The sequence below is a fragment of the Leeuwenhoekiella obamensis genome, assembly GCF_055391795.1.
On the sequence record NZ_AP029251.1, the window covers coordinates 2363964 to 2390884 of the forward strand.

23 protein-coding genes are annotated in these 26921 nt (G+C 38.8%); 8 read left to right on the top strand and 15 right to left on the bottom strand.

Features of this window, described 5'->3' with window-relative positions:
* Positions 1 to 21: 21 nt before the first annotated feature.
* The 12 genes from ACZ5L8_RS10480 to ACZ5L8_RS10535 form a co-directional block, all read right to left on the bottom strand.
* On the bottom strand, positions 22 to 555 hold the full coding sequence (locus ACZ5L8_RS10480) for a hypothetical protein (RefSeq protein WP_464437272.1): 534 nt from the start codon (positions 553 to 555) through the stop codon (positions 22 to 24).
* Positions 556 to 650: 95 nt separating this feature from the next.
* A complete protein-coding gene (locus tag ACZ5L8_RS10485; protein WP_464437273.1) occupies positions 651 to 1385 on the bottom strand; it encodes a hypothetical protein in 735 nt (244 codons plus the stop codon).
* 40 nt (positions 1386 to 1425) lie between these two features.
* Positions 1426 to 2421, bottom strand: a complete 996-nt coding sequence (locus ACZ5L8_RS10490; RefSeq protein WP_464437275.1) for a DUF3078 domain-containing protein — start codon at positions 2419 to 2421, stop codon at positions 1426 to 1428.
* 19 nt (positions 2422 to 2440) lie between these two features.
* Positions 2441 to 3619 carry an AIR synthase related protein gene (locus tag ACZ5L8_RS10495; RefSeq protein ID WP_464437277.1) on the bottom strand — a complete coding sequence of 393 codons (1179 nt, stop codon included), beginning with the start codon at positions 3617 to 3619 and terminating at the stop codon, positions 2441 to 2443.
* Between the two features lie 88 nt (positions 3620 to 3707).
* Positions 3708 to 5219, bottom strand: a complete 1512-nt coding sequence (locus tag ACZ5L8_RS10500) for a carboxypeptidase regulatory-like domain-containing protein (RefSeq protein WP_464437279.1) — start codon at positions 5217 to 5219, stop codon at positions 3708 to 3710.
* Positions 5219 to 6628, bottom strand: coding sequence for a CsgG/HfaB family protein (locus tag ACZ5L8_RS10505; protein WP_464437280.1), 1410 nt, complete (start codon positions 6626 to 6628; stop codon positions 5219 to 5221). Before ACZ5L8_RS10505 ends, ACZ5L8_RS10500 begins: the two co-directional genes overlap by 1 nt.
* Positions 6629 to 6643: 15 nt before the next feature.
* Entirely contained in the window at positions 6644 to 7048 is a 405-nt protein-coding gene (locus tag ACZ5L8_RS10510; protein WP_464437283.1) for a curli production assembly/transport component CsgF, read from the bottom strand.
* Between the two features lie 2 nt (positions 7049 to 7050).
* Positions 7051 to 7842 carry a CsgE family curli-type amyloid fiber assembly protein gene (locus ACZ5L8_RS10515; RefSeq protein ID WP_464437285.1) on the bottom strand — a complete coding sequence of 264 codons (792 nt, stop codon included), beginning with the start codon at positions 7840 to 7842 and terminating at the stop codon, positions 7051 to 7053.
* Between the two features lie 3 nt (positions 7843 to 7845).
* Complete coding sequence (locus tag ACZ5L8_RS10520) at positions 7846 to 8370, bottom strand: hypothetical protein (RefSeq protein WP_464437286.1); 525 nt, start codon at positions 8368 to 8370, stop codon at positions 7846 to 7848.
* A gap of 103 nt (positions 8371 to 8473) precedes the next feature.
* A complete protein-coding gene (locus ACZ5L8_RS10525) occupies positions 8474 to 9862 on the bottom strand; it encodes a hypothetical protein (protein ID WP_464437287.1) in 1389 nt (462 codons plus the stop codon).
* 63 nt (positions 9863 to 9925) lie between these two features.
* Entirely contained in the window at positions 9926 to 11203 is a 1278-nt protein-coding gene (locus ACZ5L8_RS10530) for a hypothetical protein (RefSeq protein WP_464437289.1), read from the bottom strand.
* 58 nt (positions 11204 to 11261) lie between these two features.
* Complete coding sequence (locus ACZ5L8_RS10535) at positions 11262 to 12230, bottom strand: hypothetical protein (RefSeq protein WP_464437290.1); 969 nt, start codon at positions 12228 to 12230, stop codon at positions 11262 to 11264.
* 457 nt (positions 12231 to 12687) lie between these two features.
* Between ACZ5L8_RS10535 and ACZ5L8_RS10540 the strand changes: the two genes are divergently transcribed.
* On the top strand, positions 12688 to 16035 hold the full coding sequence (locus ACZ5L8_RS10540) for an MAC/perforin domain-containing protein (protein ID WP_464437292.1): 3348 nt from the start codon (positions 12688 to 12690) through the stop codon (positions 16033 to 16035).
* Here the strand turns inward: ACZ5L8_RS10540 and ACZ5L8_RS10545 are convergent, their stop codons facing one another.
* The gene (locus ACZ5L8_RS10545; RefSeq protein WP_464437293.1) at positions 16036 to 18216 is read right to left on the bottom strand and encodes a glutamine synthetase III family protein; all 2181 of its coding nucleotides are present in this window, start codon (positions 18214 to 18216) and stop codon (positions 16036 to 16038) included.
* 199 nt (positions 18217 to 18415) lie between these two features.
* On the opposite strand from ACZ5L8_RS10545, the gene ACZ5L8_RS10550 reads away from it, so the two are divergent.
* Positions 18416 to 19432: a glutamine synthetase beta-grasp domain-containing protein gene (locus tag ACZ5L8_RS10550; protein ID WP_464437295.1), complete on the top strand. Its 1017-nt coding sequence runs from the start codon at positions 18416 to 18418 to the stop codon at positions 19430 to 19432.
* A gap of 113 nt (positions 19433 to 19545) precedes the next feature.
* On the opposite strand, the gene ACZ5L8_RS10555 is transcribed toward ACZ5L8_RS10550, so the two are convergent.
* Both ACZ5L8_RS10555 and folP read right to left on the bottom strand, forming a co-directional pair.
* Positions 19546 to 20499, bottom strand: coding sequence for a calcium/sodium antiporter (locus ACZ5L8_RS10555; RefSeq protein ID WP_464437296.1), 954 nt, complete (start codon positions 20497 to 20499; stop codon positions 19546 to 19548).
* 42 nt (positions 20500 to 20541) lie between these two features.
* Positions 20542 to 21372, bottom strand: coding sequence for a dihydropteroate synthase (gene folP / locus ACZ5L8_RS10560; protein WP_464437298.1), 831 nt, complete (start codon positions 21370 to 21372; stop codon positions 20542 to 20544).
* A gap of 69 nt (positions 21373 to 21441) precedes the next feature.
* Here folP and ACZ5L8_RS10565 point away from each other — a divergent pair, with 69 nt between their 5' ends.
* From ACZ5L8_RS10565 to prmA, 6 genes are read left to right on the top strand one after another with little or no spacing between them, the layout of a single operon-like run.
* A complete protein-coding gene (locus tag ACZ5L8_RS10565) occupies positions 21442 to 21987 on the top strand; it encodes a DUF1599 domain-containing protein (RefSeq protein ID WP_464437300.1) in 546 nt (181 codons plus the stop codon).
* Between the two features lie 12 nt (positions 21988 to 21999).
* Positions 22000 to 23709 carry a BT_3928 family protein gene (locus tag ACZ5L8_RS10570; RefSeq protein WP_464437301.1) on the top strand — a complete coding sequence of 570 codons (1710 nt, stop codon included), beginning with the start codon at positions 22000 to 22002 and terminating at the stop codon, positions 23707 to 23709.
* A 2-nt stretch (positions 23710 to 23711) separates the two neighbouring features.
* Positions 23712 to 24788 carry an ABC transporter permease gene (locus tag ACZ5L8_RS10575; RefSeq protein WP_464437303.1) on the top strand — a complete coding sequence of 359 codons (1077 nt, stop codon included), beginning with the start codon at positions 23712 to 23714 and terminating at the stop codon, positions 24786 to 24788.
* Positions 24789 to 24847: 59 nt separating this feature from the next.
* The gene (locus ACZ5L8_RS10580) at positions 24848 to 25327 is read left to right on the top strand and encodes a TlpA family protein disulfide reductase (protein ID WP_464437304.1); all 480 of its coding nucleotides are present in this window, start codon (positions 24848 to 24850) and stop codon (positions 25325 to 25327) included.
* On the top strand, positions 25324 to 26073 hold the full coding sequence (gene tpiA / locus ACZ5L8_RS10585; protein WP_464437305.1) for a triose-phosphate isomerase: 750 nt from the start codon (positions 25324 to 25326) through the stop codon (positions 26071 to 26073). The genes ACZ5L8_RS10580 and tpiA overlap by 4 nt, the downstream gene beginning before the upstream one ends.
* Positions 26073 to 26909, top strand: a complete 837-nt coding sequence (gene prmA, locus ACZ5L8_RS10590; RefSeq protein WP_464437307.1) for a 50S ribosomal protein L11 methyltransferase — start codon at positions 26073 to 26075, stop codon at positions 26907 to 26909. Before tpiA ends, prmA begins: the two co-directional genes overlap by 1 nt.
* The last annotated feature ends 12 nt before the right edge of the window (positions 26910 to 26921 follow it).

A 26921-nucleotide genomic window follows, 5' to 3' on the forward strand; every position in this document is an offset into this window, starting at 1 on the left:
GGTTATTGTTTTGAAATATAGTTATTTCTTAGAACTTTCGCCTTTAAAGGATTGAGAGTTATTTTTAAATAAGACATTAAAGGTTGTCAAACTCCCATAAATTCTTGTGATATATTGCTGCAGGTCTATCTTTTCAGTATCATCAAGATTTTTACTGCTATTGATCTTTTGTTCCATCACACGCAGGCGATCTCTTACCATCACGATCTTATGAAAAAAGGTCTCAATGCCTACTTCCTTTGACGCAAGATTCTCATCTGCTGGCACAAGAACAAATTTTCCGCCTTTGTATTTATCTGCTATAGGCACGATCTCACTAATGTCGCTATACTTTTTCAGGAGCTTTCTTAGTGTACTTTCAACCTCATAAAAGCTTACAGAATCTACCTCATCTTCTACGGCTTCAACTACTTCAAACTCTTCATCTAGTGGCAATGTTTCAAGGCCACTTTCAATAAAAGTTACCCAATAATGCTTTGAAGTTACATTTGTCACAACACCAGCGCCGTGGTCTGCGTGTTTGATTCTTGATCCTATTCCTAATAATTGTTTCATGCTGATTACTTTTAGCGTAAAGCTAAAAAAATCAGTGTATGATTTACAATTCTTTTAGTGAATTCGTGTGGCAGATTTCTTTTGGCGAAAGCCTATTAAAGCTTCTTATCTATCATCTCGTATTGATAAAACTCTTCTTTTGCACTTTGATAGTTTGAACCATAATTTACCAGCAACAAAACGCCAGTAATCATAAATGCACGATCTACATAGTAAAACTCAAAAAGTCCAAAATAATATGCCATGAGCGCGGCAACATCAGAGAATATGAAGACAAAAACCAGATAGTTATACAGCAGCGAGCGCGTGCTATTAAACTTGTTGTTATAGCTTATAGCCACAACCGCCATGATCATCATCACAGCACCAAAAAGATAGAATAAAACCACCTCTAGCGCGTCATTAAAATCGTAGCTCAACATCTCCATGATGGAGTACAAGGTATAGGTATTAGCAGCGATAAGTCCGCTAGTGATAAGCACAAAACCACTTGTGATCTTAATATCTTTAAGCTTTGGTAAGCGCTCTGCTATTAATGTGGCATACGCCAAAATACCGAACGTGAGATACCCTTTGTATCCCCAAGAATTTTCATAAAATTGAAAGAAAAGATCTCTTACGACAAATAGACAAAGTACACCTAAGATCCAGAAATTGTTAGCACTTCTCTTAAGATAGAATATAGCTGAAACTACGCAAATGGTTACTAGCCGTATCAATCTGCTATGCTCTATGGTACCAAAGAAAATAACCGCCAGATTGACGAGAATTAGTACAATACCAAGAATCACTAGATTCTTAGATAAAAATGATAGGGGTTTTAGGGACATCTCTTGTATGCATCAAGAGTGCAAAAGTAAGTCAAAAGTATTAGAAATCAACTATTACGCCTATACCTAATTGTTGTTTCCACTGAGTTCTTGCTCCCATGGCGATCGTTTCGCCGGCATCATTTTTCTCAGTAAACTTCACATCATTATCATATTTGAGGTGCGAGCCCAGTTTTGCCAGTACAAAGCTGTTAACTTTGAAGTTGAAATTCACTTCCCAATCAACATCTACATTACCGAAACTATTAAGATAATCTGTGTAAAAAGTTACGTTATTAGATAGTGCGATATTCTCAACCACGCGTGCATTAAATTGACTTTGCACAAGAATACCCACCTCACTACGGTTTGTTTTTCCTTCTCTAATGATTTCGCCAGCTTCATTATATTGAGCGCCTTCTACACCAAAAGCGCCTTTATTTGCCAAATCTTGATCAAATACAAATGTTGCTTTATACGTTACAGGAGAAAGATAAATTGAAAGATTTTCTAATTTCTTACCATACTCTGCTCCCACACCAAGAAATCCATAACCTGGTGCCATGAATTTTGAAATAGGATTATCTCTATCAGGATAATTATAACCGTTTGTAAACTGTGTTTGTAAACGAAGTTTAGCAGAATAAAACCAATTGCTTGAAGAATCCTTACGATGTCCAAACTCTGAGTTGAATTCTAGCTTATCGTCAGTTTTTCTAAGTTCGCGATCTTCTTGACTGTTCACACCATAACGCATCACAAGACGGTTACGAAACTTAGTCATGATATCACTATAATTACGCTCAAAGCTCATTTCTGCAAGAGCAGAAACAGAATTTGCACCACCGGCATTCCAGTTTACAAAGGCAACCTCGTTAAGATCAAGGCCGGCTCTGTTCTTTTTCACCCATTGAGACTTTATCTCTTTTTGTCTTTGATTCTTATCCCAATCTGCAAAATATTGAGGATTTACAGGCAATGGAAATTGAAACTGAGAGAATGCTTTAGAAGCACAAACCAATACAAATAGTGTAAATAGAAGTGAGCGAAGTTTCAAAATATGGTAGGTTTAAAATTTAGTATTCAAAAGTGCCATAAGGGCTTTCGATCGTAAGTTTATTTTTTTCAGCGCTCTCTACTCTGCCCACTACCTTAGCATCTACGCCAAATGATTTTGAGATCTCAATTAATTTTTCTGCAATTTCTTCTTCTACATACAATTCCATACGATGGCCCATGTTAAACACTTGGTACATCTCTTTCCACTCAGTACCGCTTTCTTGTTGTATGAGTTTAAATAACGGTGGAATTTCAAAAAGATTATCCTTAATCACATGCAAACCTTCTACAAAGTGCATGATCTTAGTTTGCGCACCACCGCTACAATGCACCATTCCATGTACATTTTTTCTATCAATCTGGTTAAAGATCTCCTTAATAATTGGCGCATACGTTCTTGTAGGAGACAGCACCAATTTACCAGCGTCAAGCGGACTATCTTCTACAGCATCAGTCAATGACTTACCACCAGAATAAACTAATTCTTCTGGCACTGCATCGTCAAAACTCTCGGGAAATTTCGCCGCAAGGCTCTTACTAAAAACATCATGACGCGCAGAAGTAAGACCATTACTTCCCATACCGCCGTTGTATTCTTTCTCGTATTTGGCTTGACCAAAAGAAGCTAAACCAACAATTACATCGCCTCCTTTAATATTAGCATTATCTATCACTTCATCACGGCGCATTCTTGCTGTAACCGTGCTATCTACAATGATCGTGCGTACAAGATCGCCCACATCTGCAGTTTCGCCACCTGTACTTTTTATGCTTACGCCAAAATTACCAAGCTCTTCTATAAGCTCTTCTGTACCGTTGATAATAGCGGAAAGGACTTCGCCAGGAATAAGATTTTTATTTCTACCGATGGTTGAAGAAAGCAGAATATTATCTGTCGCGCCTACACAAAGTAAGTCGTCAATATTCATGATGAGTGCGTCTTGCGCGATCCCTTTCCAGACAGAAATATCTCCTGTTTCCTTCCAGTACATATAAGCCAGAGATGATTTTGTACCAGCTCCATCTGCATGCATCACAAGACAGTGATCCTCACTACCGGTTAAATGATCTGGAATGATCTTACAAAAAGCCTTAGGAAAAAGACCTTTATCTACATTCTTAATGGCTTTATGCACATCTTCTTTTGCCGCTGAAACACCACGCTGGGCATAACGTTTTGAGACGTTTTCACTCATGCTTGTAAAAATATGTCGCAAAAATAGTAAATAAAAGCGTCCCACTGTAGATGGGACGCTTTATGGTATTTAACATTTTATACACTATTTATTCCCAGTTAGGTTGAGATGCGTTGTTGAACAATTTCTTATCCGCATTGTTAAAATCGTCATCTAAACCAATAAGATATACGCTAGGCGTGCTCCCAATATTATTACCAGCACGTGTAAAGACCACACTACCCTCTGTAGGAGACCATTGCGGGAAGAGATCATTATCTCCCGCATTTACATCAGTATTTAATTGCTCTTCGCTAGAAGTTGCGATATCATAAATAAAGATCCTGCTTTGAAATCTTCTATAAATCGTATTCTCAGAACCCGAAACATCATAACTGTAAATCACTTTATCAAGATTATCCTGAATATCAATCCCGCTAACAGCTCCAGGCATATTTTCAAAGATCACATCTTGCTCAGCAGATGTTTGTAGATTAACCGTGAATATCCTAGCGTTATAACCTTCAAAGTCATTTGTCTTCACAGCGATTACATTTGTATTAAGATCAGATGTAGAGACCTCACTGATAAAACTACCATCAGCCGTTTTATAGATCAATTCTACACCGCCTCCATCTGGGTCGATGCTATACAGTTTATCAAAATTAGGATAGAAAATCTTTGCTCCACTTTCTGCCCAAGCAAATGTGATTTGATCAATACGGAAACCATTAACAGGAATATTTGACGTGATCTTTTTCACATTAGTGCCATCCAGATCCATTGTGTAAATATGCACGCCTTCTCCTGTTGTTCTTAAAAATGCGATCTTATCTGTATTTAAATTTCTCTTAGGTCTGAAGCTATTAAAACTTTCACTAGTTAATTTAAACTCACTTCCTTCATTAGATTCTAAACTAAAATCTCCTGAATAGATAACACTGTTACCATTTATCATTCGTGTAAAGAGGTACTGGTTTGACGGTGGAGCTTGAGTGCTAAATTGAGACACAGAACTGCGAACTTCTGCATTTAAACCATCATTTACACTTACCTGCCAGAAGTACTTTACGCCTAGAGCGAGATCATTTACAGCATAAGTTGTGTCATTTACAACTTCGTATGTTTCAACATCATTCGAAGCACTATTTCTTAATTCTAGAATATAAGTAAGATCATCGTCATCATTTTTACTAGAAGACCAGATAAATTCTGCTTCTGTAGTTACATCTGTAGCTCCATCTGCAGGAGATAGCAATTGCGGCTCTTTAGGTGATCTATTATTTTCATTAGATGTTTGCAATTCAATAACCACATTACTTGTTTCTCCCACAAGTACAGTTGCCGCTTCAAATGCCGTTAAATAACCATCAAGCTCAGCTTTTACTGAATATTCATCATTCTCAATACTGTTAATTACAAAATCACCATCTGCATTAGTAAAAACAGTTGTACTTGCAGGAGTGGTTGTGATCTTAACGTTCTCAACCGGTTCGTTAGTTGTTTTAATTACTACCGTACCTGTTAATTTTCCTTCGCCTGTTCCTTCTATTCGGTCTTCGCTACACCCGTAATAACACAAGGATGCTGCAAAAAAGAAGTATGTAATAATCTTTTTCATTAGTTTTCAATATTTATGACTGGGCGTTCTTTTTTCTTAGAAGATTTAAAATAGTAGTTAAGGCCTACGCCAAAATTGAGATAGAAATCATCTCGTTTACCACTTACAACTTTATCTAAGTAATCTGTGAATGTGATGTTGTGTTCTGCAAAAACCTTTACTCCGAAGCTATTAGAAACGAAATACTCAAGGCCTGCTCCGTATTGAAATTTCACGTAAGTGTTTTTCTTTACTTCTCCTGTATTTTCTAAATTGGTGAGCATTCCTGTACCGGCATAAATAAAAGGTGCAAAATCATCCTTAGGTAGAATATTAAGATGTGCGTTAAGATCTAATGCAGCGATTTTACTTGAAAATTGCATTCCGTTATCTAATTGTGATACTGTGGCAGCACCTTCAACACTAAAGAATTCATTGAGCTTATATTTAAGACCAAGTCTCCCCATAAAGCCTAATTGCTGATCTGCATAATCCCCATCTATTAAACTTGCTCCGCCAGAAATACCTAGAGAAAGTTTAGAATCTCTTTCTTTATAGACTCTGTCATAAAGATCTATTGACTCTTCATATTTTTTATCCTCAACATATTTCGCGACAAGCGTATCATTTATCTCTCTACCACCTTTTGCAGACCAGTATCCATCTTGAACTCCTTCTACAATTAGTGAATGTACAGCCTTCTCTACCGCATCTTTTACAGCTAACTGTACCGGCTCATTTTGCGTAATTCCAGTTTCGGCCTCTAGCAAACGTTGAAATTTCACAAACCTGAAGAAGTTAGCATCTAGCGCCTGAGAAAGAATGGTTTTTGAAACATAAACGGTTTTCAATATCTCACCATTACTGGTTGAAACCATTCGTAAATAAAGGGTGATCCTATCCTGACGATATCTTGCTGAACCTCCTAAACCAAAATATCTTGCACCAATTCCACCAGTAACGATATTTGTATCATAAGAGATTATCCCTCCTTCCAAAAGTATACCTGCATACTTAAGCGGTGGTAAAGGCGGCTCATTAGGATTAAGGTTTTTAATGTACTCTTGTTTTGTATTGCGAATGATATTTCGCTCTGTGGTAAGATTCCCCAGATTCTCGCGCTCTATTGGGATAAACCAGCCGCTATCTTCTAATGCTTTAAGCAAAATAGTAGTCGCTCCCTGAGTTACCGCCGTACTAAATGTACTACCGTTTTCAACAGCTTTGTACTGCCCGGTCTGATCTCTAAAATTATAAACAGCAACCTCAACGGGTTGTTGCGCTTCTGGCAGCCCTTCAAGTAGATTTGTACTCTTAGATCGCTCTCCTACTCTTGCCGAATTTTGAGCAAATGGCTGATTAAAATATGTTCCGCAGGACTGCAATAATCCCACGATAGTCACAAGGACTATACACTTTGTAAACTTCATTGAATCAATTTGTAATTAGTTTGGAACTATGACTTGGGTTGTCTCTCCTGTAGATGTGTCAAGAATGTTTATTACAAGACCTTCTGTTGACTCAAAAACCTCAACATTAAGATCTCCTAATTTGTAAACACCTTCTTCTTTTAAGTTACCTATACTCTCGATCTGTGAATTAAGAAGCGTGCGCGAAAATTGACTAAGCAATTGCCTGCTTAAAGATTCGCCAAAACTGCTTAACTCAGACTTTTCTTCCTGTTTATCCTTAGGTGCGGTTAAGCCATTTTGCGCTGTCGCAGAACTTAGCAACCAGTTATAATTAAAGGTATCTCCTCCAAAAGCGGGATTCACAGGTTTATAAGAAAATTGCTGAGCCATCGCATTAACGCTAAAGCCTAAAAAAAGTAAAATAAAAATGTGTTTCATGATTAATATCTAGTTATGCTTTCTTGAGTTTTACTTATCTGTTGAAGTCTGGCGATCACTTTTTGAAAAGCGACCTCCACCTGTTTCTTTAAAAAATCTCGCGACGGATTTGAAAAAAATTGCCACACTAATTGATTCTCTACTTTAACCGAAATTCTTGTGATTCTTCCTCTGGCTGGTTCTTCGTCTATAATTATATTCTTCCCAGACTTTAATCCAGACAGGTAATATTTTGAATAAAAAAGCGTATAAAAATCTCTTCCCACTTTAGTGATACTATTTTCAACAACAAGCCCTTCTATAAAAATCCCATCTTGAGGTTTTGCCATATCTTGACTTTGATATTGAGCGCTATTTTCTTGCTGTTTTTCTTCCTTTTGCACCACAATCCTATCTGTGCCAGCATCAGGATCATCATTGATCACAATACGATCTTGACCCATAGGCTTGCCATCTACGTCGTATATAAGCAGTAATATGATCGTGCGTTTTCCCTCGGCTGCGTTTATCGTCACTTTAGAGAGTTGCTTTATGTTTTGAGATTCAAGGACAAAGCGATTTCCTTGTGAATTTTTAGATGTGTTGCCGTTTTCATCTTTCGTAAAAGTTGAAAACTCATATTGCAAACTCATGTCTGCCAGCGTAAGATTTTCCGCAAGAGCGGTAAACTCAATAAACTCGCTATTTTGCTCCACATTAATCTTTGCCTTAACCTCTTTGTTGAGAAGTTGGCTGTAAGATGTTTTGGCTATAAGCCAAAAAGAGATCAATATGATAATTCTTGTTATCCTCAAGTTTTACTGAAAGCTTCTTACAATGATCGTTTTATTAGCGCCTGTCTGCGTGAATTCTATTTTATCTGTCATAGAATTTGACCCGAATTTGTCAAAAGTGAGATTAGTTCCTTGCTGAGTAAGATTAAACTCAACATCCTTATTTTTATCAAGCACATAATCTCTCACTCTATTTCCATTGCCGTTTTGTACAACAGTGGCTTCAACAGAATTTACTTTATAGTCTAGATCAACATCGTTGTTATTACCATTTTGCGTAACTACAATGTTTGTAGCACTAGATTGCGACTGAATATCTGCTTGATTATTAAAACCCACTTGTCGCAGATAAACCGCACTTGTAGTTCTTGCCGTGCTTGTTCTAGTAGCGTTTTGATCTGAAGTCAACTGCTGAACCAAAGTTGCCTCAACTTCTTTATCCAGACCTTTTGCAACCTCGTTCTTAGGATCAGAATATGACTGTGCTTGTATTGCATTTGCAAAAAGCAAGCTCAAAACCACCACCGACTTTAAAATCAGATTTTTCATAGATTCCTTATAATTTTTAGCATTAATAGGAGGTGCATTTTTGCACCTCCTATTTTTTGTTATCGCCTTTACAACAATAACATCATGGATACCTTTTAAACTTTTAGTTTCTTCCAGGTAAAGCACTCATTGTTCTTTGAGACAAAGATGAATCCCTCATTCCCGGAGTAGCATTTCCATTAGTTCCTCCTGTATTATCTTGCAAAACAGTAGCGGTATTACCACTTCCTCCAGTTTGTGTAATAGTTGAGATATGACCATTTCCATACTGAGAAACATACGCTTGATCCTTAGATCCAGACTGCGTTAAGTATGATTCAAGCATCTCACCATCTTGATAAATAGTTGCGTAATTCTCAACTGCTCTTTGCGTGTTTTCAGAGTAATTTCCGTTTTGTTTTTGCGTCACAAAAGTTTCGTTTCTGTTGCCTTGCTGAGATGTTATTGCAATATTTTCTTCACCCATTTGGTTTTGATCTGCATAATTACCATCAGCTGTACCGCTCAAGGTATTATTTTGCAAAACATAAGCTTGGTTACTTTCTCCTACTTGGGTTTGAACAGCGATGTTATTCTTTTCTGCTGTGCTTCCTGGTGAATAAAGTCCTGAGCCAAATTGATGGGTTTGAGCAACATTTCCTTCTCCTATTTGAGTTTGATATGTAGAACCATGTTGAGACCCAAAATGATCAGCTTCATCATACGTACTCATAGTATCAGCCCAAGAAGATAAAGCAGATGAGCTTAAAGCGCTATTTGTAGCACTACTAAGCAAACCTCTCAATCCTTGGTTCGCAATGGCAGTATTCCCCTCACCATTCTGCTCGATCTCTACATAGTTTCCTTCGCCTCTAGATTCTACACGAGCAAAGTTTTCAAGACCATCAGCCGAAGTTGCTATTTGATCAACAAAGGCCTTGTTGTTATTTTGAGCTTGTAAAATCTGCGCATTATTACTGTGTCCAGCTCGAGGTGCATTAGGATCGCTAGCAAAAGCATCTTGCATAACTTCAACCTCATTATTGTTGCCATCTTGAGCAACAATAGCGCGGTTGTCATCAAATAACTGATTCACATATGCTTTATTCCCTCCTATCACAGGGTTTCTACTTGACTGCGCAATTCTTGAAACATTACCTACTCCTGCGTCAGTTGCACTTCCTTGAACAAGCCAAGCTTCATGACCAGTTACTCCATCAACACCTTCATTTTGAATGATACGCCCGTCGTTTCTAGTACCGTATTGCTCAAGATTTGCGGTATGAGCAAATCCATCTTGATCAACTTTTCCATAATTTCTCAAACCAGTTTGAAAAGTCTTAGCATAATTATCCTTGTCATTCTGCTCTACCAAGACTTTATTCTTCTCTCCAATTTGTTGTGCCTTTGCATCATTTAATGTCCCGTTTTGATCTGCAGAAGCTTGATTCTCCTGAGCAGTCACAAACAATCCAAACATCAATGCCGCAGCACTTAGATATAAATTCTTCATTATATTTTTTTTAAAATAAAGCGGACAATAGTATTGCCCGCTCATTTAAAATCTAATAATATCTTAGAATCCAGTTGCACCAGTTACACCTGCTGGAGGCGCTGGAGTGTAGTCAGCAGCAGCTTTCTTAACTGTGTCAGGACCTGTCATACCACTAGCAGTATTCTCTTGAAGAATCTCAGCAGTATTACCGCCACCTCCATCTTGGTTAACGTCAGCCATATGACCAGAACCATACTGATTCACAAAAGAGTCATTGTAAGACCAAGATTGATTTACAAAAGCCTCATGATCAGTTCCATTTTGATAGATATCAGAGTAGTTTCTAAAACCACCTTGTCTTTCAACTTTAGCGTAGTTATCATCTCCTTCTTGAATGATGAATGACTTCTGGATTCTTCCTCCTTGATTAACTACCAAAGCTTCGTTATCATTACCAGTCTGACCAGTGTAAGCAAAACTTCCTGGATCATCAGACTCACCAGTCATTTGCTCAGTTGAAGCGATGTTTCCTGTACCTCCCTCTTGATTGATAACAGCTACATCTTCTGGAGAACTTAGCGTTGCATCTGTACCTGTTTGAGTAATAGTTGCGCTGTTACCGTCTGAAGTTTGAGTGATGTATGCAGATGCAAAGCTTGTATTCTGGTTAATTGTAGCTTCATTACTGATAGCTTCAACTTGCTTTACAACAGCTAGGTTGCTATTTCCTACAGTGTTTACTGTAGCCACGTTACCAGTTTCAGTAAGACTGTTTGAAGTTTGCTCTACCCAAGCAAGGTTATCATAACCATTTTGATCTACATCAGCTGTGTTTCTTGGGAAGTTTCCGTTAGGTGCACCAGCATCATTAGGCTTACCTACTTGTTTTACCATAGCCTCGTTGCTATCACCTATTTGATCTACAGTAGCCATACTCTGATCAAAAGTTTGCTCTACTCGAGCAACGTTACCATCACCTGCCATTGTAGACCCAGATTGAGTAACTGTAGCTTGGTTTCCTACAGCTGCAAAACCATTTCCTTGCATTATATATGCATTGTTATCTATATCAGACTGGTTTACAGTCGCGCTATTTTGCTCACCTCCTTTTTGAGTTACAAAAGCGTCGTTACCAGAGTTAGTCTGATCTACGTCTACCATGTTGCTAGTTCCATAAGACTCAGACATCATATCGTTGTCAGTACCTGTTTGATCTACAGTCGCAACGTTAGTTGTTCCTACTTGATGTACAGAAGCATCGTGGTCAGAACCAGTTTGAGTTGTAGTCGCATCATTGTCCTGTGCAAACATAACTGCCCCGCACATAAGCGCCCCCGCGCAAAAAATTACCTTTTTCATTTTAAAAGAGTGTTTAATTAATAAATATTTAGAATGGTTAATAAATAAACTTGTTTGGTCAATTTGAGATTAAAATATTCGCTCCGTTTTGAGCCCCAAATTGCTCTATAACCGAAATAGTTCCTACTCCCATCTGCATCATCTGCGCATCATTACTATTTCCGTTTTGTATTGTTAATCCTGCATTTGCATTTCCTACCTGCACAGAAACCGCCGAGTTATCACAACCTACCTGCGCCTGCTTAGAAAGATTACCTAAATAGTTTGTTTCTTGATAAATGGTTGCATTATTACTACTCCCACTTTGAGTTTGAAACGCCATATTTCCTATTACCGAAGGCTTGCCGTATTGCATAACTGTGGCATTATTAGCATGCCCCACTTGCAATTGTACAGCTACCGCATTATCAGAGCCTGAAACTCCAGGATCAGGGATAGCAACAGTCTCTGGATCGCAATTTTGAGAAGCACCACCATGCCCTCCACCCTTTCTTCTATTTTGGCTTGCGCCAAAAATCCTCTCTGTAGATCCACTTAAAAGATCTCCCTGAAAAACAACTGCAGAAGATTCGCTACCTGACTGTTTTTGACCTGAGAAATTATTATTTCCTGATATATGAACCTCAGCAAAATTTCCTCCTCCTACACTTAGAATATTTTGAAGTAAAATACTTTGATTATTATCTCCTTCTTGGTAGATCTTAGCGTCGTTACCAGCACCTAGTTTAAATTTTATATTGAATGGCAACCGAATTCCAGCTGCTCCACTTTGATAAGTAAGCACACTATTATTAAGACCTGTTTGATGAATTTCTAAAGTATTATCTAGAAGTGTCTGTATGCTTTTTGAAGTATTGCCATCACCTTGCTGTATGATCTGCGCTTCATTGGCGCCTCCATACTGAAGTGATTTTAAAGAATTGTCATCTCCCTCTTGTATTCCCTGCACCATATTTTCTTGGGCAAGACAAATTGTTCCATTCAAGAGCATGATAATTCCAACAAAAAAGACATACGTTTTTTTCATATAAAATATCATCTAAGCATTTCTGCTCACACTATTAATAAGGGGGGAAATTTTCAGAAGTAGAATTAGGGACTTCTATTTCAAGTCATCTTAGGGATTGATGACAGGGCTAAATTATCATTAAATCAATACCCTGAAAAAGAATAACTTAACTTTTCGATAAAATCAGATGGTTAATTTTCAAGACTTTATACAAGTATTTGTTTTTCAGTATTTTAAAAAAATGTTAAAATTCAGTTTAACGGCATGTTATTTAAAATATGTAGGAAAATACTTTCCGACTTTTCATTCATTTTATAGAAAAGCGTAAAATATTTTTAATAAGAATATATTTTTATTGAAAAATAAATAGAATTTTAATAAAAAAATGACAATACCGTAATTGCCGCTTAACATTATTGATTTATATTTGAACACCACCCTTTTTACCCCCAGAAATTTTTAATCAAATTGTATCATGGAGACAAAAAATATTGTCTACCTATTCATACTTTTTTTTATTTCACTGGGCAATTTCTGTTTCGGTCAGGAAAAATCATCCCTAGTTTTAGGAGAAGGTTTTGACACGAGAAATGCAAATCCACTAGATTGGTCTACCGCTAGCGTTCTGAGCATAGAACAAACTCCTATTTTTTCTGAAGTTAATTTCAAAGAATCTTCCACAGAAAACAATCAAGATTCGCTACAATTTCATTTTATCGGTTCTGTAAGAGATTATGAAGAAAGTATTTTGGCGAAAGCCACATCACAAAAACAGTTCTCGTCACTTAATCTCCCCACGAAATACCAATTATATCAAACAGATTTTAACGCGATCACGCCGGTTTACCTGGATGCAATCGTAGCAAAAAAGACAAAATCTTTGAGCGGCGGCGAGTTAGCGCCAACCTTCAAGGACTTTGTAAAAAGACTGGGAACAGATATCTCTCCCGCTGGTTTTATTGACAAATTCGGGACGCATTATGCCGCTTCCTTTACTTATGGCGGTCGATATTTGGTCTCATTTTCGCTCAACAAAAATGACCTCGTTAACTCGCCTTATGACAGTAAAAAATTTAAAAATGAAGTTCAGCGATCTATCGCTCAACTGCTAGATTCTGGCAAGTATGACAATCCATACATTCATTTAAGTCAGCCCAGAATTCTCACAAAAGGTGGTGATGAGAATATGCTTAATCGCACAAATTGGGAGAAAACCCTGACTAAAAATCCTGCGATCATTAGCGTAAATGCAGTACCTATTCACATGCTGCTTACTAGTGAGAATTTTCCCGATGATCCAAAAATTTCATCAAAACATGATCTACTTAAAAAAGCTATAGATCAATGTATCACAACCGCCAAGACTTATAAAAGTCCAGAGACAAGAACCGACTTCTATAAAAAATTCTCACTGGTTTTTATTCAAAAGATCGTGTCTCTCGAGAAAAAATCAATGGGTAAACAACCGGCAGAAGTTCCTTATGTGGGCGATCTTTTTTTTGGGGCTTTCGCCAAAAATGGTGCGATGATAAAAACTGCGCCTCTCATGCTTTATGGCGACCTCAACACAAACACCCTAATTACAGACGAGACCATAAAAGTTGACAAATCTATTGAATTCACTGTTTCGCCAGAGGATCTTGACGCGGCTTATGTGAGCGTTTGGGACGACACAAAAAAGCTAGTGCGTGGAGAAGACCGCAAAACACTTCGCGTCTCTGGAACTAAAGAAGCGCAAACTCCGGTTGCCGAAGCCTTAATTGCGCCAGTGCAAAAAACGGTTACCATTAAAACCATTGATAATGACATTTTCACAGTCACCTATTCGCTTGAAAAAAAGGAACTAGAAAATTTCACTAAACTTCAAAATCATTACAACACTCCGCTAGAATCTGAGTGGATCTCAGCGGCGGTGCGTGGCGACAGCGCAAAAATCATTGCCCTGCGCAAGCAATCTCAAACCACTTACATTAACGGACTCATAAAAGCCACGATCGAAAATCATCAAGATGCAAAGCTGCTAAACATGCTTTTTGACTTGGGTTTTAGACCCACGACAGAAGATCTTGATCTGGTTTTTGACAAAGAATATTTCACTAAAGAAAAAGCACTCACGCTTCTAGAACGCGGTGCCAAACCTAAAAATAACATGATCTACAAAGCAGTTGCTTACAAGCAGCCTGCGGTGATCACTGCATTGTTGCGAGAAGGCGCAACACCGGTAAATAACGATCTAGATTTTGCACTTTCGATCAAAGATTATAATGTGCTTAAGGCGCTCACAGCTTATGAATACACAGATTACACCTTCACCTCTAGCGATCTTTTTGTGGCCGCACAAAGTGCAGATCCAGAACTTTTAAAGACCTTTATTGATAAAGGCGCAACAGGAAATGCCACCGTGCTTCAGGCGGCGCTAGACACAGAAAACCCAGAGGTTATTCAACAAACCATTGCGGTCACACCTTACTCTCATGAGATTATTCTTTTGGCTTTAAGCCAAAAAAACAACGATCTGCTCACGCATTACCTAGAGCTGAGTAATGCTAATTTACCCCAGGGGTTGCTAGCTCAAGAAGTTCAAAAAAACGCCCTCGAACAACTAAAAATCATCCTTAATAAACGAAAGCAAGAAAATGAAGTGCTTGCGATTGCAATTGAAAAATCAAATCCAGAAGCTGCGATTCTCGCGTTAGAATTTGGTGCAGAAAATGAAAAGGTATTTGAACTCGCTGTCACGACTAAAAACGAAGATCTCTTTAAATACATCATTGCGAATAAAGAGTATATGCCCACTCAGGCGCTAGAACTCGCTCTTGTGATGGCAGATGATTCGATAGCTCAAAATATTTTAAAGTCAAACAATGCGTTAACCATTACCGAAACACAACTTATCAAAGCGATAAAAAATGAGATGCAAGAGACTTTAAACATTATGGTAAGCAAAGCTGATATTGATTTAAAATACAGCTTAGATTATGCTTTTAAAGTAAAAAATCATAAAGCCGCCAGACTGATAATTAATAAGCTAAAAGATTTCACGATCGATCTTCTTCTACAAGCTTCTCAAAACAAATATCCCGATCTGGAATCTTTAATTGTTAAGATTGAAGATTCGCCTGGCAACATACTGGCTGCAGCGATCAATGCTCAAGATTTAGAGCTTACAAAAGAGATGATCTCATTAAATGCCATCCCAAATAAAGAGGATATCACACTGGCGCAGCAATACAATAATGAGGAACTTCTTCTATCACTGATCACTGTATGCAACAAAGAAGATCTAGAAGAAAAAATGCTCAGCACCGCAGTAAGAGCAAAACACGACAAGGTTGTTGATGCGCTTATACAAAGAGGAATTTCGGCAGAAGCAGGGCTTGACACAGCGCTATTTTATAAAAATGCGAAGTCACTAGAATTAATTCTTGCAGCTGGCGCAGCATTTACAAACAAAACTATTCTTAATACTGTAAAAGACAATTTTGCCGAAGGAACTTTATTGCTTCTGGAAAGTGAAAATGATTTTAATACCAGTCCTGAGGCCATAACTGCGCTCAATTTAATTTGCACGAATTATGAAGATATTGATCTGATATTTCTCAATATTCTTGCTAAAAATGGTCTTGATCTAGATATTAAAAACAGTAACGGAGAAACCGCAATGCATATCGCCGCAACCGGCCCGAATAACAAGAAGAACCTAATTGCAAAACTTCTGGATCTGGGTGCAAATCCCACATTAAAAAATAATGCGGGAAGCACTCCGTTAGATTATGCAACAGACGAGGATATCATTAAACTTCTCGCCGCAGCTACGCGCTAATTAATGCATTAAGATCTCTCTAAGTTTTGGCAATGGCCAAAGTTTATCTTCCACTAGCAACTCTAGCTTATCGCTGTGATATTTTATGATAGAAAAATAGGGCTTTACCTTTTCAGTATACGCTACGGCGCGGTCAGCAACATTTAATTTATTAGCCTCTTTGCGCTCTTCGATCATTTGGGTAATACCACTGTTTATCGCTGTTATATGTTCTGAAACGTCTTTTATCAACTTCATCTGTTCACCAGCGATGTCTTTGAAGTCTTTTTCATAGATCATTTTAAGGCCTTGCACATTTTCGATCAGCATGTTTTGATAACGTATTGCTGTAGGTATAATGTGATTACGAGCCATAGATCCCAGCACTCTACTTTCTATCTGTACGTGTTTTGTGTATTCTTCGATCTCGATCTCATGACGCGCTTTGATTTCAGCTTCGGTCATGATCTCCATCTCTTCAAAAAGTGCAATTGTTTTTTTGTCTGTCTGCACTTTTAAAGCTTCAGGAGTGGTCTTATTGTTGCTTAGTTTTCGCCGTAAGGCTTGCTTCTCCCAATTTTCTGCATAGCCGTCTCCTTCATATCTTATCTTCTTAGAAGCTTTGATATACTCACGCAAAACATTAAAGATCGCGTCATCCTTCTTCATCGATTTATTCTCGATAAGAAAATCAACTTCGTTTTTAAAATCTTTGAGCTGCTTTGCAACAACAGCGTTAATCACCGTCATTGGCTTTGCACAGTTTGCCATAGAACCTACGGCCCGAAATTCAAATTTATTCCCTGTAAAGGCAAAAGGCGACGTGCGGTTTCTATCTGTATTGTCCAGTAAAATTTCAGGGATCTTACCTACAACATTCAATTTAAGCTCGGTTTTTTCTTCTGGCGAAAGCTTACCATCTGTAACTTTTTCGAGCTCATCAAGAACCTTAGTAAGCTGCGAACCAATATAAACAGACATGATCGCTGGCGGTGCTTCATCCTCGCCCAGACGATGATCATTGCTCGCCGAAGCCACAGAAGCACGTATTAATTCTTCATTATCATAAACAGCTTTAATTGTGTTTATGAAGAATGCCAGAAACTGTAAATTTTTTGTTGGCGTTGTACCCGGCGCAAGAAGATTTACACCGTTATCTGTCTCCAGACTCCAGTTATTATGTTTACCGCTACCATTAATTCCCGGAAAAGGTTTCTCATGAAAAAGCACCTTATAATGATGTCTGGCCGCAACCTTATCCATCAAGTCCATAATAAGCGAATTATGATCTACCGCAAGGTTAGCTTCTTCATGCACAGGAGCCAACTCAAACTGACTTGGCGCCACCTCGTTATGCCTAGTTTTTAAAGGCACTCCTAGCGCAATACACTCTTCTTCAAGATCGCGCATAAAGCTTATTACTCGCGCAGGAATTGACCCAAAATAATGATCACTCAACTGCTGTCCTTTAGCCGGCGAATGCCCTAGAAGCGCTCTACCCGCTTGCATAATATCTGGTCTTGCACGCGCGATAGAAGTATCGACCAAGAAAAATTCTTGCTCCCAACCCAGCGTCGCATTTACTTTAGAAACACTTTTATCAAAATAATTTGCCACCTGCGTCGCAGCTTCATCCAGTGCATTTAGCGCTCGCAAAAGCGGCGTTTTATTATCTAGCGCGCTACCTGTATAAGACACAAAAATCGTGGGAATACAAAGCGTAGTTCCTAATACAAAAGCAGGAGAAGTAGGATCCCAAGCCGTATAACCTCTAGCCTCAAAGGTATTTCTCAAACCTCCATGAGGAAATGATGATGCATCTGGTTCTTGTTGTACAAGTTGGCTTCCGCCAAAAGTCTCGATCGCAGATCCATCACGTTGCATATGTAAGAAAGCATCATGTTTTTCTGCCGTTGCTCCCGTTAATGGTTGAAACCAATGCGTATAATGCGTCGCACCTTTAGAAACTGCCCATTGCTTCATTGCCGAAGCAATACTATTTGCAAACTTCCTATCTATCTTGCTACCCTTCTTTATCGCATCTTTTACAGCTTCAAAGGCATCTTCTGGCAAAGCAGACTGCATCGCTCTGGCACCAAACACATTAGAAGCAAAATTATCCGCCCTATCAATTGAAGCCTTTATTTCAACGGGTTTTCTGTGCCAAAAATCCTGAAGTGCTGCAAATCTATATGTTGACATTTTTTTATGATTTTTATGAATTTAGGAATGCTAAAGCGCAAAAATATTTGATTTTTCAATACACCCCCTTTAAAATAGGGGTTAATTATTAAATCTGAACCATTATTACAATAACAACCCCTTTTACAAATATGGTAGATAATAAAGAAATTATATATTTACAGTTCATTTAAAATAATCTTAAAAAACCAAAGCTGTTATGGGCAAATCAAAATTAGAATACATTTGGCTCGATGGTTATGAGCCGACTGCAAATCTTAGAAGTAAAACTAAGGTCGAAGACGATTTTAGCGGAAAACTAGAAGACTGCCCTGTGTGGTCTTTTGATGGATCTTCTACTAAACAAGCTGAAGGAGGATCTTCTGACTGCTTGCTTAAGCCCGTAGCCATTTACCCAGACCCTGCAAGACAGGATGGATTTCTTGTAATGACAGAAGTTCTTAATGCTGATGGAACTCCACACGCGTCTAACGCAAGAGCAAAAATTGATGATGAGGATGATGATTTCTGGTTCGGTTTCGAGCAAGAATACTTCATCATGGATAAAGAAACTCAACTTCCTCTAGGTTTCCCTATGGGAGGATATCCAGGACCACAAGGTCTATATTACTGTTCTGTAGGTGGTAAAAACACTCACGGTAGAGCATTTGTAGAAGAGCACGCAGATCTTTGTATCGCTGCTGGTCTTAATTTTGAAGGTATCAACCAGGAGGTTGCTAGCGGACAGTGGGAATTCCAACTTTTTGCAAAAGGAGCTCAAAAAGCAGGTGATGAAATCTGGGTAGCTCGATACTTACTACAAAGATTGACCGAAGATTACGGTTACTATATTGAGTTCCACCCTAAGCCTATTAAAGGTGACTGGAATGGTAGCGGTATGCACGCAAACTTCTCAAACACAACACTAAGAACTTGTGGCGATAAAGAAACTTACATGAAAATTTGTGAGGCTTTCCGTCCAGTAGCTGCAGAGCACATCGCAGTATATGGTGAGTTTAACGATCAGCGTCTTACTGGTCTTCACGAAACTGCATCAATTCACGATTTCTCTTACGGTGTTTCTGACCGTGGAGCTTCGATCCGTATTCCTATCATCACTGTAGAAAAGGGATGGAAAGGATGGTTAGAAGATCGTCGTCCAGCTTCTAACGGTGACCCTTACAAAATCGCAGGTCGCATCGTTAAGACTGTAAAAGCTGCAGAAGAAACCTTATAACACATTGTTATAATTAATGTTGGTAGAGCCCGTTTCGCATAAGTGAAGCGGGCTTTTTTTTGGCTTAAAGCCAAAGAAAAACAAACACAATACCTTGTTACAAATAAAAGATCTTAAACGAAAGTCAAACCGATAAAAACGCAGTAAGCGGCAAAAAGAAAAATCCCCTTCCAGCGGTTTAATTCCATACGCGTTTTTAAAAATCCTAACGGAAGAAGGATCAGAGCAAAACCTAACAACCAGAACATATTTGACGACAGAATACTTTCATCTACCACATGAATAGGCGTTATCATCGCCGTGAGGCCCAAAACAGATGCGATATTAAAAATGTTAGAACCTATCAGGTTGCCTAGAGAAATTGCTTTTTCCCTTTTCGCAGCAGCAATAAGAGAAGCAGCCAACTCAGGAACGCTTGTACCAATAGCGATCACCGTTACAGAGATCGCGTAATCGCTCACACCGATACTTTTTGCAATATCAGTTGCCCCCGCAACAAGCCACTCTGAGCCGTAATAGAGCGCAACGCCACCTATTAATAACCAGATCACGATCTTAAAATATGAGGCTTTAGACAAGCCATCATCTATTGAATCATTTTGCCCTTCTTTAGTTTCACGAGCGTTACGCGCACGATAGATCAACAGGAAGAGATAAAACAGAAGTCCACCGAAAAGCAAAACACCTTCTAAGCGCGATAAAACTCCGTCATTATCAAGAACCACATAGAGCGCCAGAGAAAACAAAACCATCACCGGCCAGTTAAATCTGAAGAAATCTCTATCAATACCAAGCGTACTCAACATCGCCGTAAGACCAAGCACTAAACCAATATTTGCCACATTACTACCTATCACATTACCCAGCGATATATCTGAGTAACCCTCAAGCGCAGCCTGCAAACTCACCAGAAGTTCTGGCGCTGATGTCGCAAAAGACACCACCGTTAAACCGATCACCATTTTTGAAAGATTGAGCTTAAAAGAAAGCCCCACAGAAGATCTCACTAAAAATTCTCCACCTATTACAAGAAGCGTAAGCCCCAGCAATACTAACAATACACTCATAGTTCAATATTATGGTTGCGAAGATAAGTTAACTAGATTGCATCACGAAAGCGTGACCTTCTCTATCAATTTTACCGCCTCTACGGCAGGTTGCACATCATGCACGCGTAAGATTGAAGGGCCTTTTTGCAAGGCTACGGTATTTAAAACTGTTGTGCCGTTTAAGGCTTCAGCAGGTGTAGAATCTAAAAATTTATAGATCATTGATTTTCGCGAAAGCCCTGCCAATAATGGCACTTCAAGCAATTGAAATATTTCAAGCTTGTTGAGTATTTGAAAATTTTGATCTGTTGTTTTAGCAAACCCAAAGCCTGGATCAACAACGACATCATTTATTCCCTCTGCTCTTGCCGCTTTTATTTTTTGGCTTAGCCAAAAAATCACATCTTTCACCACATCATCATAATCGGTAAGCTCTTTCATGTTTTGTGGAGTTCCACGCATATGCATCATGATATAAGGAACTTTAAGCGCTGAAACGGTTGCAAACATTTTATCATCTAATGTCCCAGCCGAAATATCATTAACGATCGCTGCGCCAGCTTCAATTGCTGCTTTTGCAACCTCTGCTCTAAAGGTGTCTATAGAAATTATGATCTCTGGGAAAGTTTCTACCAGTAGATTAATAATAGGCACCACACGCATTTTTTCTTCCTCTGGCGAAATATCTTTTGCGCCTGGCCGCGAACTGTAGCCGCCTACATCAATAAAGGTTGCACCTTCTTGAAGCATTTTTTTGGCTTGAGCCAAAATCGTATCAATATCTCGATACTTGCCACCGTCATAAAATGAATCTGGCGTTATATTAAGCACACCCATAACCTTAGGTTGTGATAGATCTATGAGGTTTCCTATACAATTAATGGATTTCATAAAATTGAGGGTTACAGGTTTTAGTAATTGCTTATTTTAGGCGAAATTTACGCAAATTCACTTGCACTGATGACCAAAACTTCTGCACAGTATGACAGTGTGATCTCCACCTGCAGAGAGCTGTTTGAAAAGAAAATGAAAGATTATGGGAGCGCCTGGCGTATCCTACGCCTGCCATCGCTTACAGATCAAATATTTATAAAAGCGCAGCGCATACGCAGTTTGCAACAAAATGCAACTCGAAAGGTTGATGAGGATGAAGCTTCAGAGTTTATAGGCATCATCAATTATTGCATCATGGCGCTTGTGCAAATTGAAAAAGGAGTGGTAGACCAGCCAGATATGTCGCTTGAAGATTCTCTTGTTTTTTATGACAAATATGCAAGCGAGACTAAGCAACTCATGGAAAATAAAAATCATGATTATGGCGAGGCTTGGCGAGATATGCGCATAAGTTCGCTTACAGATCTGATCTTGCAGAAACTTTTACGCGTTAAGCAAATAGAGAATAATCAGGGAAAAACACTTGTCTCTGAAGGCATAGGAGCAAATTACCAAGACATGCTTAATTATGCGGTTTTTGCTCTTATTCACATCAACGAAGAAAACAACTAAAACCAGACACCTTTGAGAATCCTCACGCACATTGCACGCATTATAGTAGGAGTACTATTTATAATTTCGGGGTTTGTAAAACTCAATGACCCTGTAGGATTTTCATTCAAACTGCAGGAATATTTTAGTCCCGGAGTTCTGGATATTGAGTTTTTGAGTCCGTATGCGCTGGGCATTGCGATTCTTCTGGTAATTATAGAAGTTATTGCCGGCATTGCGCTTCTCATAGGCTACCTGCGCAATCTTACGCTGGGTATTCTCACAGCGATGATCGTGTTTTTTACCTTTCTCACATTTTATTCGGCATACTTTAATAAGGTTACAGATTGTGGTTGTTTTGGCGATGCGATCCCATTAACGCCATGGCAATCTTTCACTAAAGATGTAATTCTTCTGGTTCTTATTGCCTTCCTTATTTTTAATAGAAAATATATTGTTGGACTTGCGTCGAAATTTACGCGCACCGTAGTGATCTTCTTCAGCTTCATAGCTTGTTTAGCGTTTGGCTATCATGTGTTGATGCATTTACCTTGGTTAGACTTTAGAGCTTACAAAGAAGGTGTGAACATCACTGAAGGCATGAGCATACCTGAAGGAGCTCCCGAAGCCGTTTTTCAATATGACTGGAAGTTTAACATTGATGGCGAAGAAAAAATTATCAGCACAAATGGCGCCTATCCTACCGTTGATGGAGAATTTATAAGCGTTGAAACCACCGAAATTCAAAAAGGCTACGAACCGCCTATTCATGATTTCTCAATGAGTAAAGACGGTGAAGATTACACTGAGCAATTCTTAGCCGAAGAAAATCTAATAATCGTTGTCGCTTACAATCTCAATAGCACTGAATATAACGGCTGGCCCAATATTAAAGACAAAACTGACGAAGCGCTTAAAAAAGGCTACACCGTAATCGGGCTCTCATCTTCTGGAGCAAAAGAAGTTAACGCATTGAAGAAAAATCAAAAATTGAATTTTGACTTTTACACTTCAGATGAAACTGCGCTAAAAACAATTGTACGTAGCAATCCTGGGATCTTAAAACTTAAAAAAGGTACGATCATTCAAAAACGCCACTGGAACGACACTGACGATATTGAACTAGAAACGCTACCTAACGCAAACCCAGATCTTGATCTTTCGCTTAAGCGAAATCTAGACAGCATTAATGAATTAGACCAGTATTTTAAACCTGTATATTACGCAAAAAACTATCAAGAACGCCGTGAGATCGCCGAATCTTATGGCCTTGAAGATGAAGACATCACTGGCGATCTACTTATGCAAAAAAGGGCGCTAGATACCGCAAGTTTAAAGCTGGTAAAAACATTGCTTGACACTGTAGGTTATCCCGGCAAAGACTTGGTTGGCGAACCTACAAACCTTGTGGCTTTACAAGTAATTGAGAAAAATCCAGAGCAGATACCGATGTATCTTGACACTATTAAAAAGGCCGCAAAAAACAAACAATTACCTTTTACTTTAGTCGCTGCGCTTGAAGACAAATATTTAATGAGTGAAGGCAAAGAGCAGATTTATGGCACTCAGGCCGTGATCACTGCTAGTGGTTCTTTTATTTGGCCAGTTAAAGATGCTGACACTTTAAATATTAGACGCAAAGAAGCTGGCTTCGCAATGCCAATTGAGGAGTATGGAAAAGCGCTTCTAGGCGAAGATTATGTTTATCAAGCGATTGCTTTAAGCGAAGTTCAAACGCTTTAAATTTGGCTTCTTACTTTGTAAATAAAATCTTCTATTCGTTATTGACACTCTTTGGTGTTGTAACAGTTATCTTCTTTTTATTTACTGTTTTACCGGGCGACCCCGCAAGGATGATGCTAGATCAAAATGAAGATCCAGAACAGCTAGCATTGATCAAGAAGAAATATGGTTTTGACAAACCCATAACCACACAATACGCATATTACCTTAACGATCTTTCTCCGCTTTCCTTTCACTCGCGATCTGCGGATGATTATACTTTTTTAAAGGAGGACAAATACAATTACGCTAAGCTTTTTACCATTGGCAACACTACCGTTGTTTTAAAAGCGCCTTACTTAAGAGAATCTTTTCAGAAATCTGGAAAGCCGGTCACGCAAGTAATTGGCGAAACCTTGCCTAATACTTTTATTCTTGCCGTTGGCGCAATTACCATCGCTATACTTCTAGGCGTTTTCTTAGGGATAATTTCAGCAAATTATAAAGATACTTGGGTAGATAAGATCATTCAAGTTGTGAGTACGCTAGGCATGAGTGTTCCTAGTTTTTTCAGTGCGATCTTGTTTGCATGGCTTTTTGGTTATGTATTGCATGAATACACAGACCTTAATATGACGGGCAGTTTGTATGAGTTGGATGATTTTGGCGAAAGCCTACACATACAATGGAAAAATTTAATACTACCGGCACTCGTACTAGGCATACGACCACTTGCCGTGGTTATACAGCTTATGCGAAATTCACTCCTAGAGGTGTATAATGAAGATTACATCAGGACGGCTAAAGCCAAAGGTCTTAACAATTATCAGATCGTGTGGCGTCATGCGCTGCGCAACGCTTTAAACCCCGTGGTTACTGCAGTTAGCGGCTGGTTTGCCAGTATGCTAGCGGGAGCCGTTTTTGTAGAATATATCTTCGGGTGGAATGGCCTAGGAAAAGAGATCGTTGATGCGCTAAACACGCTTGACTTACCCATAATTATGGGCGCCGTGCTCGTGATCGCTACGGTTTTTATCGTGATAAATATTCTTGTAGACTTAATTTATGGTTGGCTTGACCCTAAGGTAAGAATAATATAATCCTAGTTTATTTGTAGATTTCAAAGACAGCGAGTACTTTTATCGTTCACTCTATTTTTATGAGAATATTACTTTTTGTAGCTGCATTTTTTACGATTTCAAGCATTCAAGCGCAAAAAAAGTTTGACAATAAAGCATTATCAGAAAAAATGCTTTCACTGCAGGGAAAGGAAATCTCCTTTAAGCAAATTATAGATCAGCATAAAGGCAAGCCAGTTTTAATAGACATTTGGGCTTCCTGGTGCAAAGATTGCATCGCTGGTTTCCCTAAGCTTAAATCGCTACAAGCACAACATCCAGAAATGGATTATATCTTTCTTTCGCTTGACAAAGAAACAGAAAGATGGAAAAACGGAATTGAAAAATACGACCTTCAAGGTTCGCACTTTTACATCAAAGAAGGATGGAAAGGTGATTTTTGCACTTCAATAAATCTAGATTGGATACCGCGCTATATTTTGCTTGACGCGAAAGGAAATATCGAGGTATTTAAAGCAATAGAAACAACTGACCAAAACCTTTTAAATCACATACAATGAGAAAAAAGATCGTTGCCGGAAACTGGAAAATGAACAATGACCTGGCTGAAACTCAGGACTTAATTTCTGGCCTTAAGAACTTATCAAAAACTAGCGACGCGCAAGTGATCATCGCGCCACCTTACACAAATCTTTATAGCGCTTTTGAAGCTTTAAAAGATAGCGATATCGCAGTTGCTGCTCAAAACATGCACCAGTCTGCAAATGGCGCTTTTACTGGCGAGATCTCTGCAAAAATGCTTAAAAGCATCGGTGTAGAAACTGTGATCTTAGGACACAGCGAGCGTAGAGCTTACTTTGGTGAAGACGAGAATCTTCTTACCGAAAAAGTAAATACAGCGCTAGAAAATGATATGACCGTTATTTTTTGCTTCGGTGAAGAACTTAAAGATCGTAACTATAACGAGCACTTTGAGCTAGTGAACAAGCAAATCTCAAACACTCTTTTTCACTTAGAAAAAGACTCTTGGAGCAATATCGTTTTAGCCTACGAGCCAGTATGGGCGATAGGAACAGGAGAAACAGCATCACCTGAGCAAGCACAAGAAATGCACGAATTTATCAGAAAGATCGTTCGTGAAGAATATAATGATGAAGTAGCTGATAATCTTACCATTCTTTATGGTGGTAGCGTAAAACCTGCAAACGCAAACGAGATCTTCTCTAAACCTGATGTAGACGGTGGTTTGATAGGTGGAGCTTCGCTTAAAGCGGAAGATTTTATGGCTATCGTTAATGCATTTTAATGGCAGTAAAGTATACTGAATTTCAATTTACAGTTTCACCTCTAGAGCCTACCAGAGACATTCTTGTAGCAGAACTAGGAGAACTAGGCTTTGAAAGCTTTGAAGAAACTGAAGAAGGGCTAAACGCTTACATCCCATCTGCGGATGTTAAAGATTTAGCCCTTGATGATTTATGGTTGATGCAAAGCGATGATTTTACCATCACCTATTCGCAGCTTGAGATCGAACCCGTTAACTGGAATGAAGAATGGGAAAAGAACTTTGAGCCTATAGAAGTAGATGGTAAATGCACGGTGAGGGCTCCATTTCATGCAAAGACTGATACAGAATTTGATATTGTGATCGAGCCAAAGATGTCTTTTGGCACCGGCCATCACGAGACCACCCACCTTATGATTAAGCACTTGCTAAAACTAGACGTTGCAGGCAAAAAGACTTTAGACATGGGCTGTGGCACAGGAGTTCTTGCAATTCTTGCCGCTATGAAGGGCGCCGGACCAGTTGAAGCCATAGATATTGATCCTTGGTGCGTAGAGAACACTATTGAAAATTGTGAAAGAAACGCACATCCTAATATCAAGGTAGAACTAGGAACTTCTCCCATACTTGCAAACAGGCAATACGATCTTATCATTGCAAACATTAACAGAAATGTACTTCTTGAAGATATTCCTGTTTATGCTAGCTGTCTTAACGATGGCGGAACTTTATTGCTCAGCGGCTTCTACACAGAAGACATCCCACTTATCAATAGCGCTTGCAATGCCCACGGAATAAATTTCACAATGAATTATGAAAAAAATAACTGGGTAGCCTGTAAATTTGCAAAGAATTGACAAAAAGCAAGT